Origin of the sequence: Chromobacterium indicum (genome assembly GCF_039708975.1) — a bacterium.
Classification (GTDB): domain Bacteria; phylum Pseudomonadota; class Gammaproteobacteria; order Burkholderiales; family Chromobacteriaceae; genus Chromobacterium; species Chromobacterium piscinae.
This window is the reverse complement of record NZ_JAYFSJ010000001.1, coordinates 163,954-176,915: the sequence shown is the minus strand read 5'-3', so window position 1 is coordinate 176,915 and position 12,962 is coordinate 163,954. Positions and strand designations below refer to the sequence as shown.

General features: G+C 64.9%; 11 protein-coding genes. 8 read left to right on the top strand and 3 right to left on the bottom strand.

Annotation, left to right across the window (positions count from 1 at the left end; translation table 11 throughout):
• Positions 1-93: 93 nt before the first annotated feature.
• Both VA599_RS00965 and VA599_RS00960 read right to left on the bottom strand, forming a co-directional pair.
• The gene (locus VA599_RS00965) at positions 94-1,278 is read right to left on the bottom strand and encodes an acetyl-CoA C-acyltransferase (protein WP_346787369.1); all 1,185 of its coding nucleotides are present in this window, start codon (positions 1,276-1,278) and stop codon (positions 94-96) included.
• Positions 1,278-1,685 carry a MerR family transcriptional regulator gene (locus VA599_RS00960; RefSeq protein WP_114062615.1) on the bottom strand — a complete coding sequence of 136 codons (408 nt, stop codon included), beginning with the start codon at positions 1,683-1,685 and terminating at the stop codon, positions 1,278-1,280. Before VA599_RS00960 ends, VA599_RS00965 begins: the two co-directional genes overlap by 1 nt.
• A gap of 136 nt (positions 1,686-1,821) precedes the next feature.
• Here VA599_RS00960 and VA599_RS00955 point away from each other — a divergent pair, with 136 nt between their 5' ends.
• The 8 genes from VA599_RS00955 to VA599_RS00920 all read left to right on the top strand — a co-directional run bounded on the left by VA599_RS00955 (position 1,822) and on the right by VA599_RS00920 (position 11,727).
• Positions 1,822-2,670 (top strand): 3-hydroxybutyryl-CoA dehydrogenase, encoded by an 849-nt coding sequence (locus tag VA599_RS00955; protein WP_346787368.1) that lies wholly within the window; start codon positions 1,822-1,824, stop codon positions 2,668-2,670.
• A 40-nt stretch (positions 2,671-2,710) separates the two neighbouring features.
• Positions 2,711-4,213: a CoA-acylating methylmalonate-semialdehyde dehydrogenase gene (locus VA599_RS00950; RefSeq protein ID WP_346787367.1), complete on the top strand. Its 1,503-nt coding sequence runs from the start codon at positions 2,711-2,713 to the stop codon at positions 4,211-4,213.
• A gap of 133 nt (positions 4,214-4,346) precedes the next feature.
• A complete protein-coding gene (locus VA599_RS00945; RefSeq protein ID WP_346787366.1) occupies positions 4,347-5,507 on the top strand; it encodes an acyl-CoA dehydrogenase family protein in 1,161 nt (386 codons plus the stop codon).
• Between the two features lie 147 nt (positions 5,508-5,654).
• Complete coding sequence (locus VA599_RS00940) at positions 5,655-6,437, top strand: enoyl-CoA hydratase (RefSeq protein WP_346787365.1); 783 nt, start codon at positions 5,655-5,657, stop codon at positions 6,435-6,437.
• Between the two features lie 29 nt (positions 6,438-6,466).
• Positions 6,467-7,585: an enoyl-CoA hydratase/isomerase family protein gene (locus VA599_RS00935; protein WP_346787364.1), complete on the top strand. Its 1,119-nt coding sequence runs from the start codon at positions 6,467-6,469 to the stop codon at positions 7,583-7,585.
• A gap of 21 nt (positions 7,586-7,606) precedes the next feature.
• The gene (locus tag VA599_RS00930) at positions 7,607-8,125 is read left to right on the top strand and encodes a hypothetical protein (RefSeq protein ID WP_346787363.1); all 519 of its coding nucleotides are present in this window, start codon (positions 7,607-7,609) and stop codon (positions 8,123-8,125) included.
• A 25-nt stretch (positions 8,126-8,150) separates the two neighbouring features.
• A complete protein-coding gene (gene mmsB / locus VA599_RS00925; protein ID WP_346787560.1) occupies positions 8,151-9,074 on the top strand; it encodes a 3-hydroxyisobutyrate dehydrogenase in 924 nt (307 codons plus the stop codon).
• 127 nt (positions 9,075-9,201) lie between these two features.
• Entirely contained in the window at positions 9,202-11,727 is a 2,526-nt protein-coding gene (locus tag VA599_RS00920) for an alpha/beta hydrolase family protein (protein WP_346787362.1), read from the top strand.
• Between the two features lie 57 nt (positions 11,728-11,784).
• On the opposite strand, the gene rsgA is transcribed toward VA599_RS00920, so the two are convergent.
• Positions 11,785-12,810, bottom strand: a complete 1,026-nt coding sequence (gene rsgA, locus VA599_RS00915) for a ribosome small subunit-dependent GTPase A (RefSeq protein WP_346787361.1) — start codon at positions 12,808-12,810, stop codon at positions 11,785-11,787.
• Positions 12,811-12,962: the final 152 nt, after the last annotated feature.

Below are 12,962 nucleotides of genomic sequence, written 5' to 3'. Positions count from 1 at the left end.
TATCAAAATCCGCCATCGCCGACGACAAGGCAAGTTCCAAAACAAACGGGCCGCGGGGATGCCCGGCGGCCCGTCGGTCAGCGCGGCAGTCGCTTAGATCAGCTCGACCGCCAGCGCGGTGGCCTCGCCGCCGCCGATGCACAGGCTGGCCACGCCGCGCTTGCCGCCGCGCTGCTTCAGCGCCGACAACAGCGAGATCACGATGCGGGAGCCGGACGCGCCGATCGGGTGGCCCAGCGCGCAGGCGCCGCCATGCACGTTCACCTTGTCGTGCGGCAGCTTCAAGTCATGCATCGCCGCCATCGTCACCACGGCGAAGGCTTCGTTGATCTCGTACAGATCCACCTCGCCAGCCTTCCAGCCGGTCTTGGACAGAAGTTTCTCGATGGCGTGCACCGGGGCGGTGGTGAACCAGCCCGGCTCGTGCGCATAGCTGCTGTGGCCGGCGATGCGGGCGATCGGCTTCAGGCCGCGCTTGGCCGCCTCGGCCGCGGTCATCAACACCAGCGCGGCGCCGCCGTCGGAGATGGAGCTGGAGTTGGCTGGGGTGACGGTGCCGTCCTTCTTGAACGCCGGCTTCAGCGTCGGAATCTTGTCCAGATTCGCCTTCAGCGGCTGCTCGTCGGTGTCCACCACGGTGTCGCCGCCGCGCCCCGGCACGGTTACCGCGGCAATCTCATCCTTGAACTGGCCGCCCTTGATCGCCTGTTGCGCGCGGGTCAACGAGGCGATGGCGAATTCGTCCTGGTCCTGGCGGCTGAAGCCGTACTTCTCGGCGCACTGCTCGGCGAACACGCCCATCAGCGTGCCCTTCTGATACGCGTCTTCCAGGCCATCCAGGAACATATGGTCCTTGATCTCGCCGTGGCCCAGGCGCAGTCCGCCGCGCGCTTTGGGCATCAGATAGGGCGCGTTGCTCATGCTTTCCATGCCGCCGGCCACCACCACATCGCCATTGCCGGCCAACAACTGGTCATGCGCCGTCATCACGGCCTTCATGCCGGAGCCGCACATCTTGTTGATGGTGGTGCACGGCGTGGCCTGCGGCAGGCCGCCGCCCAAGGCCGCCTGCCGCGCCGGCGCCTGGCCCTGGCCGGCCGGCAGCACGCAGCCCATGATCACTTCGTCCACGTCGCCGGCGGCGACGCCGGCGCGCTCCACCGCGGCGCGGATCGCGGCCGCGCCCAGCTGGCTGGCGGTCAGGCCGGCCAGCGCGCCCTGGAAGCCGCCCATGGCGGTGCGCGCCATGCCCACGATCACGATTTCCTGTTGTTGCATCACAGCTCCTTTGCTTGGTTGTGGCCGTTGGCGCGCTTGCCCAGCGATTTCTCGCACTGGCCGCGCAACTGGCCGATTTCGGTCAGCACCACCTTGATGTCTTCCATTTGCGCCAGCAGCTGCTGCTCCTTGCGCGCCAGGATGCGGATGAATTCCTGCAATTGCGGCGCGTCGTCGCGCGCCGCGTCGTACAGCGCGAACAACTCGCGTATCTCCTGCAAGGACAAGCCTATTCGCTTGCCGCGCAAGATCAGCATCAAGCGCACGCGGTCGCGGCGGTTATAGATGCGGCGCTGCCCCGCCCGCTCCGGCTCCAAAAGGCCCTGGTCCTCATAGAAGCGGATGGCGCGGGTGGTGATGTCGAACTCCTGCGCGAGCTCGGTAATGTTGAAAACCTGTTCGCCCATGCGTCTGTCCCTTTTATCTTCCCGCTGCGGCCACGCGCGCCACAGTCGAGTGCTTTTGTGTTCATTGTCTGTTGACGTTGACGTAAACGTCAAGTTATCGTGATCAAAAGTAGAGCAAACAGTCCAGGAGAAACAGATGAGCCAGAAAATCGGCGTGGTGGGCGCGGGCACAATGGGCAACGGCATTGCCCAGGTCTTCGCGATGAAGGGCTTCGACGTGGTATTGGCCGATGTCAGCGACGTCGCGCTGATCAAGGGCACGGCCAACATCAACATCAGCCTGCAGCGGATGGCCAAGAAGGAGTTGATCGCCGAGGCCAATATACCCGGCATCCTCGCCCACATTCGCTCCACCACCAAACTGGCCGACCTGGCCGGCTGCGATGTGGTGATCGAGGCCGCCACCGAGAATGCCGAAATCAAGGAAAAGATCTTCCGCGAGCTGGACGCCGCCGTCGGCGAAAAGTGCGTGCTGGCGTCCAATACCTCATCCATCTCCCTCACCCGCATCGCCAGCTGGGTCAGCCATCCGGAACGGGTGGTGGGCATGCATTTCATGAACCCGGTGCCGCTGATGCAGCTGGTGGAGATCATCCGCGCGCTGCAGACCGGCGACGAAGCCTACAACACCGTATTCCATCTATCCCAGGCGCTGGGCAAAACCCCGGTGACGGTGAAGGACGGAGCCGGCTTCGTCTCCAACCGCGTGCTGATGCCGATGATCAACGAAGCCGCCTTCGCGCTGTACGAAAACCTGGCCACGGCCGAGGACATCGACACCGTGATGAAGCTGGGCATGAACCACCCGATCGGCCCGCTGGCTCTGGCCGATCTGATCGGCCTGGACACCTGCCTGTCCATCATGGACATCCTGCACCGCGAGTTCCGCGACAGCAAATACCGCGCCTGCCCGCTGCTGGTCCAGCTGGTGCAGGCCGGACACCTGGGCCGCAAGAGCGGCAAGGGTTTCTACAGCTACAACTGAGCAGCGCCATCAGCCCGAACAATATAGAGGAGGCAGTGCCATGAGCCAGTCGGTACCCAACGTCAAGCTGTTGATAGGCGGCGAATTCGTCGAATCCAAAACCACGGAATGGCGCGACATCGTCAATCCGGCCACCCAGGAAGTGCTGGCGCGCGTGCCGCTGGCCACCGCCGACGAGGTGAACGCCGCCGTCGCCGCCGCCAAGGAAGCGTTCAAGACCTGGAAGAAGACGCCTATCGGCGCCCGCGCCCGCATCTTCCTGAAATACCAGCAGCTGATCCGCGAAAACATAAAGGAATTGGCCGCCATCCTCACCGCCGAGCAGGGCAAGACCCTGGCCGACGCCGAGGGCGACATCTTCCGCGGCCTGGAGGTGGTGGAGCACGCCGCCAACATCGGCACGCTGCAGATGGGCGAATACGCCGAAAACGTCGCCGGCGGCGTCGACACCTACACCGTGCAGCAACCCTTGGGCGTGTGCGCCGGCATCACCCCGTTCAACTTCCCGGCGATGATCCCGCTGTGGATGTTCCCGATGGCCATCGCCACCGGCAATACCTTCGTGCTGAAGCCATCCGAGCAAGACCCGATGGTGACGATGCGGCTGGTGGAGCTGGCGCTGGAAGCCGGCATCCCCAAGGGCGTGCTCAACGTGGTACACGGCGCGGCGTCGGTCGTCGACGCCATCTGCGACCACACCGACATCAAGGCGGTGTCCTTCGTCGGCTCCACCAAGGTGGGCACCCACGTCTACCAGCGCGCCACCCTGTCCGGCAAGCGCGCCCAGTGCATGATGGGCGCCAAGAACCACGCCATCGTGCTGGCGGACGCCAACAAGGAACAGGCGCTGAACCAGCTGACCGGCGCGGCCTTCGGCGCCGCCGGCCAGCGCTGCATGGCGCTCAGCGTGGCGGTACTGGTGGGCGAGGCGCAGCAATGGATTCCGGAACTGGTGGCCAAGGCCAAGGGGCTGAAAGTGGGCCCCGGCAAGGACAATCCGGACCTCGGCCCGGTTATCTCCTGCGCCGCGCTGGATCGCGTCAAGAGCCTGATCGCCCGCGGCGTGGAGGAAGGCGCCAAGCTGGAGCTGGACGGCCGCGGCGTGAAAGTCGCCGGTTTCGACAACGGCAACTTCGTCGGCCCCACCATCTTCTCCGGCGTCAAGCCCGAGATGGCGATCTACCACCAGGAAGTCTTCGGCCCGGTGCTGTGCCTGATGGCCGCCGACACGCTGGACGAAGCCATCGCCATCATCAACGCCAACCCCAACGGCAACGGCACCGCGGTGTTCACCCAGAGCGGCGCGGCGGCGCGCAAGTTCCAGGAAGACATCGATGTCGGCCAAGTGGGCATCAACGTGCCAATCCCGGTGCCGGTGCCGCTGTTCAGCTTCACCGGCAGCCGCGCGTCCAAGCTGGGCGACCTGGGCCCTTACGGCAAGCAGGTGGTGGCTTTCTACACCCAGACCAAGACCGTCACCAGCCGCTGGTTCGATGACGAGGCCAGCAGCGGCAAGGTGCACACTACCATCTCGCTGCGCTGAAATCGTTTTGGATAGCCGCGAAAACCACGGACCCGCACGAAAAATACAATCAATTCGGCCGCCTGCGAAGCCAGTTGATCGCCATGTCCCTCTTTCGTGTGTTTCGTGGATTTCGTGGCATAAGGAGTTGTAAATGAATTTCGAACTGAACGAAGACCAGACCGCCTTCCAGCAAAGCGCGCGCGATTTCGCCGAGCGCGAGCTGGCCCCGCACGCCGCCGAATGGGACGCTGAATCCATCTTCCCGCTGGACGTGATCCGCAAAAGCGGCGACATGGGCTTTCTCGGCCTTTACACGCCGGAAGCCTACGGCGGCCTGGGCCTGTCGCGGCTGGACTCCGCCATCGTGTTTGAAGAGCTGGCTGCTGGCTGCACCTCCACCGCCGCCTACCTGACCATCCACAATATGGTCAGCTGGATGATCGCCAGCTTCGGCAGCAAGCAGCTGGCCGAACAGTGGGTGCCGAAAATGGTGACCGGCGAGGCGCTGGGCAGCTACTGTCTGACCGAGCCGGGCGCCGGCTCCGACGCCGCCTCGCTGAAGACCCGCGCCGAGAAAAAGGGCGAAGTCTATGTGCTGAACGGCGGCAAGATGTTCATCTCCGGCGCCGGCAGCACCCAGGTGCTGGTGGTGATGGCCCGCACCGGCGGCCCCGGCCCCAAGGGCATCTCCGCCTTCGTGGTGCCGGCCGACGCCCCCGGCGTCAGCTATGGCAAGAAAGAAAAGAAGATGGGCTGGAATAGCCAGCCCACCCGCGCCATCACCTTCGACAACGTCGAAATCCCGGTGGAAAACCGCCTGGGCGAGGAAGGCCAGGGCTTCGCCTTCGCCATGAAGGGACTGGACGGCGGCCGCATCAACATCGCCACCTGCGCCGTCGGCACCGCCCAGGCCGCGCTGAACGCCGCGCAGCGCTACGTGCAGGAGCGCCAGCAATTCGGCCACCCGCTGGCCGAGCTGCAAACCGTGCAGTTCCGTCTGGCCGACATGCTGACCGAGCTGGTGGCCGCGCGCCAGATGGTGCGCCTGGCGGCCTGGAAACTGGACAACGGCAGCGCCGACGCCACCGCATATTGCGCGATGGCAAAGCGGCTGGCCACCGATTTGAGTTTCAATATCGCCAATAACGCGCTGCAGCTGTTCGGCGGCTACGGCTATCTGCAGGACTTCCCGCTGGAGCGCCACGTGCGCGACCTGCGCGTGCACCAGATCCTGGAAGGCACCAATGAAGTGATGCGGATGATTGTGGCCCGCAAGATGCTGCAAGACGGCGCGCTGGAAACGCTGCGCTGAGCAAGGCCGGCAAAATCCCTGAGGCTGCGTTGCGCCGGCTTGCCGTACTGATATGTACTGCCTGCGCCGGCGCGCCTTGCCTCAGCCGCTTCGCTGGATTTTTCCAGCCTTGCTAGGTTCGAAATAGAATTCATAAAGGCATCCAATATGAACAGCTACGCCCACCTGAATGTCGAGAAACGCGGCCATACCGCCGTGGTGACGATAGACAATCCACCCGCCAACACCTGGAACCGCGACAGCCTGTCCGCGCTGAAGCAACTGGTGGCAGACCTCAACGCCGACCGCGACATCTACGCGCTGGTGATAACCGGCCAAGGCGAGAAGTTCTTCTCGGCCGGCGCCGACCTGAACATGTTCGCCGATGGCGACAAGAAGGTGGCCACCGAGATGACCATGCTGTTCGGCGAAGCCTTCGAGGCGCTATCAGCTTTTCGCGGCGTCAGCATCGCCGCCGTCAACGGCTACGCGATGGGCGGCGGCCTGGAGTGCGCGCTGGCCTGCGACATCCGCATCGCCGAGGAGCAGGCGCAGATGGCGCTGCCGGAAGCCGGCGTCGGCCTGCTGCCCTGCGCCGGCGGCACCCAAAACCTGCCGTGGCTGGTCGGCGAAGGCTGGGCCAAGCGCATGATTCTGTGCGGCGAGCGCGTCAACGCCGCCACCGCCGAGCGCATCGGTCTGGTCGAGCAGGTGGTGGCCAAAGGCGAGGCGCTGGATGCCGCGCTCAAGCTGGCAGAAGGCGTGGCCAAGCAATCGCCGTCCTCGGTGGGCGTGTGCAAGCAGCTGGTGCAAGCCGCCCGCCTGCAGCCGCCCGCCTGGAACCTGATCAAGGAGCGCGAGGCCTTCATCAAGCTGTTCGACACCCATGACCAGGGCGAAGGCACCCGCGCCTTTCTGGAAAAGCGCGCGCCGAACTGGAAGAACGCCTGACCATCAACCATTCCCGAACGAGGTCCCGCATGCAAGACGTGGTGCTGTTTGACGAACTGACTACCGGCGACGGCCATCGCATCGCCATCGCCACCCTCAACGCCGAAAAATCGCTGAACGCGCTGACGCTGGACATGATCCAGCTGCTGGACGCCCGCCTCACCATCTGGGAGCGTGACGAGGGCATCGTCGCCGTGGTGCTGCGCGGCGCCGGCGAGCGCGCCTTCTGCGCCGGCGGCGACGTGCGCGGCCTGCGCGAAAAACTGGTCAGCGAACCGCACTATCCCAACCCCCACGCGGTGGCCTTCTTCACCGAAGAGTACACGCTCGACTACCGCATCCACCGCTACAAGAAGCCGCTGATCGTCTGGGGCGGCGGCATCGTGATGGGCGGCGGCCTGGGCTTGATGGCGGGCGCCAGCCATCGCGTGGCCACCCCGGCCACCCGCATCGCGATGCCGGAAATCACCATCGGTCTTTATCCGGACGTCGGCGGCAGCTGGTTCCTGCAGCGGATGCCGGCCCACCTGGGTCTGTTCCTGGCGCTGACCGGCGCGCCGCTGAACGCGCACGACGCGCTGATCGCCAACCTGGCCGACCACGTGCTGGCCGCCGACGCCTACCCGGCGCTGCTGGAAGCTTTGCAGGCGGCAAACTGGGGCGACGATGCCCATGCTCGCCCGGCCTTGGTCAGCGCCCTGCTGAACCAGTTGGAGGGCCAGCTGGGCGATGCGCTGCCGGCGTCCAACGTCGAACGCAACCTGCTGGCGGTGCACCGGCTGATGAACCGCGGCGATCTCGCCGCCGTCGCCGCCGCGCTGAACGAAACCGCATTCGAAGACCCATGGCTGGCCGACGCCGCCAAGAGCTTCCGCCATGGCAGCCCCACCTCCGCCGCCGTCAGCTGGGAAATCCTCAACCGCTCCAAACACATGTCGCTGGCCGAAGCGCTGCGGATGGAGCTGGCGCTGTCGATCAACTTCTGCGCCCGCTCCGACTTCCCGGAGGGCGTGCGCGCGCTGCTGGTGGACAAGGACCGCAATCCGCGCTGGAGCCGGCAGTTGGCGGACATCGACCAGGCCTGGGTGGACGGCCATTTCGAATCGCCGTGGCGCGAGGCGGACCACCCGTTGGCGGGGTTAAAATAAACATCAAATAAAGAATATAAGATGGACAAAAGTGACCATATAAGAGATGTATATGCACACTTTGGATTGGCAATGCACTTGGCTCAATGCCTTGAGCAGTCCATCTTTATTCATTTGATGTTCTTTGATTTCTTTCCAAGAAATATTAAATTCTTTAAAAGTCAGGATCATTGGGCGCAAGAGTTCGACAAATACGAGTCGCAAGAGTTAGGTAAATCCATGGGGCGGCTAATTCAAAAGATGAAAGATGCAGGCCAACCCACTAATGCGATTAAGGATCTATTGCCCACAGCACTTAAACAGAGAAACCGGCTTGCCCACACCTACTTCTCTGAACATGCAATTAAGTTTATGAGTGAGGAAGGAAGAGATGAAATGATCTCTGAATTGGAGTCAATCCAAAGTCAACTCAGCTCTGCAATGAAGATGATTGATTCCATAACATTACCCCTAGCTCACCACTATGGGCTTACTGAAGAAATGCTGCAAAAAATGATGAGTGAGATGCTGCAAGCTCACGAAAGAACCAAGAAAACATAAATCACGAAGTTACACCTTGGGTGAAATATCCAATACAAACAATACAAAGGAGAACAGCATGGAAAACATCGCCTTCATCGGCCTGGGCAATATGGGCGGGCCGATGGCCGTCAATCTGCTGAACAAGGGCTTCAAGGTCAGCGCCTTCGATTTGTCGGCCGATGCGCTGGCCAAGGTGGCCGCCGCCGGCGGCCGGGCCGCGTCCAGCGCCGCCAACGCGGCGAAAGACGCCCACGTGGTGATTTCCATGCTGCCGGCCGGCAAGCATGTGCAAGGGCTCTACCTCGGCGATGAAGGCCTGTTCGCCAGGCTGCCCAAGGGAACGCTGGTGATAGATTGCAGCACCATAGACGCCGGCACCGCTCGCAAAGTGGCGGAAGGCGCGCAGGAAAAAGGCTTGGCCATGCTGGATGCGCCGGTATCCGGCGGCACGGCCGGCGCGACCGCCGGCACCCTCACCTTTATCGTCGGCGGCGCGGCGGAAGACCTGGCCCGCGCCCGTCCGGCGCTGGAGGCGATGGGCAAGAATATCTTCCATGCAGGCGGCGCCGGCGCCGGCCAAACCGCCAAGATCTGCAACAACATGCTGCTGGGCATCCTGATGGCCGGCACCGCCGAGGCGCTGGCGCTGGGCGTCAAGAACGGCCTGGACCCGAAAGTGCTGTCCGAGATCATCAGCAAAAGCTCCGGCCGCAACTGGGCGACCGAGCTGTACAACCCCTGGCCCGGCGTGATGGACAACACGCCGGCCAGCCGCGGCTACGCCGGCGGCTTCATGTCCGAGCTGATGTTGAAAGACCTAGGCCTAGCCGAGGAAACCGCGCTGCAGAGCCACGCCGCCAATCCTCTGGGCGCGCTGGCGCGCAATCTGTACGAAGAACACGTGCACCAGGGCAACGGCAAGCTGGACTTCTCCAGCATCGTCAAACACTTCCATTCGGTGGATTGAGACGCGTCAAGACGGTCGGCACAAAACATATGACATGTGATAGATTTGTCATCATGTCTTTCAGACGGGAGGCCGCGCAAGCGGCCTCCCGTCTGGCCTTACAGATCAAACGGCAACAAGGATGAATATGTCTCAACCGCACGCCCTGAAGGGCATCGCCGCCGCCACGCTGGCGGCCTGCGCGCTGCTGCCCTCCACCGCTTTCGCCGCCGGCTACCAGCAACCGCCGGCCAACATCCTCAAGGTGATGCGCGCGCCCTCGCTGCCCGGCCCCAGCCTCAGCCCGACCAAGGACAATATGCTGCTGGTCGCCTGGCAGGAATATCCGTCCATCGCCCGCGTGGCCGCGCCTTACCTGAAGCTGGCCGGCACCCGGATCGAACCGGCCAACCGCAGCAAGCACGACACCCCGGGCGGCTATGGCATCGCCCCCTGCGCCGAAAGCTTCAAGCTGGTGAGCGTCCCCGGCGGCAAAGAGACGGCTATCGCGCTGCCGGCCGGTGCCTGCCCGGACGCGCCGCTCTGGTCCGCCGACGGCAAGCGTTTCGCCTTCGCCAACACCGCCAAGGACGCCGTCGAGGTATGGGTGGGCGACGCCGCCAGCGGCAAGATCCGCAAGATTCCCGGCATCCGCCTCAACCCGATGCTGAACGACGAACTGCAATGGATGCCGGATCAGAAGACCCTGTTGGTCAAGGCCGTGCCGGCCAAGCTGGGCGCGGCCCCGACTCAGGCCAGGACGCAAGACGGCCCCAGCGTGCAGGACAGCGGCGGCGGCCAAGGCGAAAGCAGCACCTATGAAACCCGCGACACGCTGTCCAGCCCTCACGACGAGGCCTTGTTCGACTACTACGGCGCGTCGCAGCTAATGCTGGTGGACGCGGCCAGCGGCAAGGCGACGCCGCTGGGCCAACCGGCCATCTACGACAGCGTGGGCCCGGCGCCGGACGGCAAGCACATCCTGGTGTCCAGCGTGCGCAAACCCTATTCCTACGTCACCACCTACGAACGCTTCCCGCATCAGGTGGATGTCTGGAACATCGCCAACCCCGGCCGCGTGGCCGTCCACGCCATCGCCTCGCTGCCGCTGGCCGACCGCGTGCCGGTGCACGGCGAGCCGCTGGGTCCGCGCGACTTCTTCTGGCGCGCCACCGAGCCGGCCACGCTGCTGTGGGCCGAGGCGCTGGACGGCGGCGACTGGAAAAACACCGTGCCGGCCCGCGACAAGGTAATGATGCAGAAGGCACCGTTCGCCGCGCCGCCGGTTGAAATCCTGCGCACCGCGCAGCGCTTCGCCGGCCTGGACTGGACCGAGCGCGCCGACACCGCGCTGGTCAGCGAGGTCGATCTGAACAAGCACTGGCGTCAAACCCGCGTCGTCAACGTCGATCAGCCGCAGCAAGCCGGCAAGCTGTTGTGGGACCTGTCCTACGACGACAAATACGCCGATCCGGGCAACCCGGTGCGCCGCGCCCTGCCCAGCGGAGAACGGGTGATCCAGCTGGACGGCGACGCCATCTACCTGTCCGGCGGCGGCGCGTCGCCGCAGGGCAACCGGCCCTTCCTCGACAAACTGAACCTGAAGACCGGCGACAGCCAACGCCTGTTCCGCAGCGACAAGTCCGCCTACGAGCGCTTCATCGGCCTATCGGCCAAGGGCAGCGGCAGCTTCCTCACCTGGCGCCAGACACCGGCCGAGGCGCCGAACGCCTTCTTGCGCAAGCTGGGCGCGCCAATCAGCGCCGACAAGGGCGAAGCCGCCTTCGCCTCTACCGAAACCGCCGTCACCCATATCATCGACCCGACGCCGGAGCTGCGCCAGATCAAGAAGCGGCTGGTGAAATACAAGCGCGCCGACGGCCTCGACTTGTCGTTCACGCTGTACACCCCGCCAGGCTACCAGGAAGGCACCCGCGTGCCCGCCATCCTCAACGCCTACCCGCTGGACTACGCCGACGCGGCCAGCGCCGGCCAGATCAGCGGCTCGCAGCAAACCTTCACCCGCCTCTACCAATACAAATACCTGCTGCTGGCCGGCTACGCCGTCATCGACCAGGCGTCGTTCCCAGTTGTGGGCAACCCCAAGGCCGCCTACGACAGCTATCTGGACCAGCTGAAGATGGACGCCGAAGCGGCGGTGAATGAGGCGGTGAAGCTCGGCGTGGTCGATCCGAACCGCGTGGCGGTCACCGGCCACAGCCACGGCGCGCTGATGACGGCCAACCTGCTGGCGCACACCGACCTGTTCCGCGCCGGCGCGGCCACCAGCGGCTCGTACAACAAGACGCTGACGCCGTTCGGCTTCCAGAGCGAGCGACGCTCGGTATGGGAGGCGCCGGACGTCTACCGCAAGGTGTCCACCTTCTTCTACGCCGACAAGCTGAAGACGCCTATCCTGATCATGCACGGCAGCGACGACGCCAACCCCGGCACCACGCCGTTGCAGGCCAGCAAGTTCTACGAGGCGATCCGCGGCAACGGCGGCACCGCCCGCCTGGTGATGCTGCCGCATGAGCCGCACTGGTACGCGGCCCGCGAATCGAACGAGCAGCTGGTGTACGAGATGCTCAACTGGTTCGACAAGTACGTGAAAAACGCGCCGCCGCGCGCGGTGAAGAGCGCGCAAAGCCAGCCGGTGCCGGTCCAGCCCTAAGCGCCCTTCGCGCCCAATCGAACGCCCCGCCCAGCGGGGCGTTTTCACAGCGGCCTGCTAACGCTGCCGCGCCGCCTTGTTGCGGACCTTCCACTCCCGCCGCTGCTGCTGGAGCTGCAGCGCCGTCTGCTCGTGGCGCTCCATCTCGCGCCGCAGCTTGTGGTAGTTGCGCAGCCGATCTCCATCCACGCCAGCCCTCACCGCGCAGCCCGGCTCCTCTCGGTGGCTGCAGTCGCGAAACTGGCAGCGGCCGGCCAATTCCTCGATGTCGGCGAAGCTGCCGGCCAGCGCGCCGGCGTCCGGCGGGGCCTGCAGCGTGCGCACGCCCGGCGTGTCGATGATGCAGGCGCCGTCCGGGCACTTCAGCAGCGTGCGCGCGGTGGTGGTATGGCGGCCGCGGCTGTCGTCCGCCCTCACCCCGCCCACCGCCTGCGCCTCCTCGCCCAGCAAGGTATTGCTGAGCGTGGATTTGCCGGCGCCGGACGAGCCCAGCAGCACCAGCGTCTGGCCCGCGCCCAACCAGGGCCGCAAAACGTCGCGGCAGGCCGGATCGGTGCCGTTCAGCAGCAGAATGGGCGGCAGGGGCCGCAACCGCTGCTCCAGCTCGGCCAGCCTGGCTTCCGCGTCCGGACACAGATCGGCCTTGCTCAGCGCCACCACCGGCGTCACGCCCGCCGCGGCGGCCAGGCCCAGATAGCGCTCCAGCCGTCTGGGGTTGTAATCGCCGTCCAGCCCCATCACCAGCAAGGCGGTATCGACATTGCTGGCGTACGCCTGCCGCGCGCCTTCGTCGTTGACGCGGACCAGCTGGTTGAATGGCTCCAGACGCTCAAGCAAGCGCCAGGGCTCATGCTGCCGCGGCTGGCACAACGCCCAATCGCCCACCGCCAGCTCGGCGTGGACGCCGGGCAAGGCATGGGCCAGATGCTCGTCATCGCCATCATGCACCCACGCGCAGTCGCGCTGCACGCGGCATACGCGCGCCAGTTGCCACGCTTCGTCGCCGGCCTTGGCCAGCGCCTGTTGCAGCAATACCGGCGTCAGGCCGATGGCGGCCAGACGCGGAAAATCGAAATTCAGCATTGAAACTCCCATGAACGCTCGCAAGCCAACGCCGCCGGGCGTAGCCAGGCTCGATCAAGCATTCGGAAATGGATGGGGGAAAACGCGCCTGATGGACAGGCTTAGCCACCGCGCGGATGCGGTGTGAGGAACATGCCGGGGAACGGCCGCCG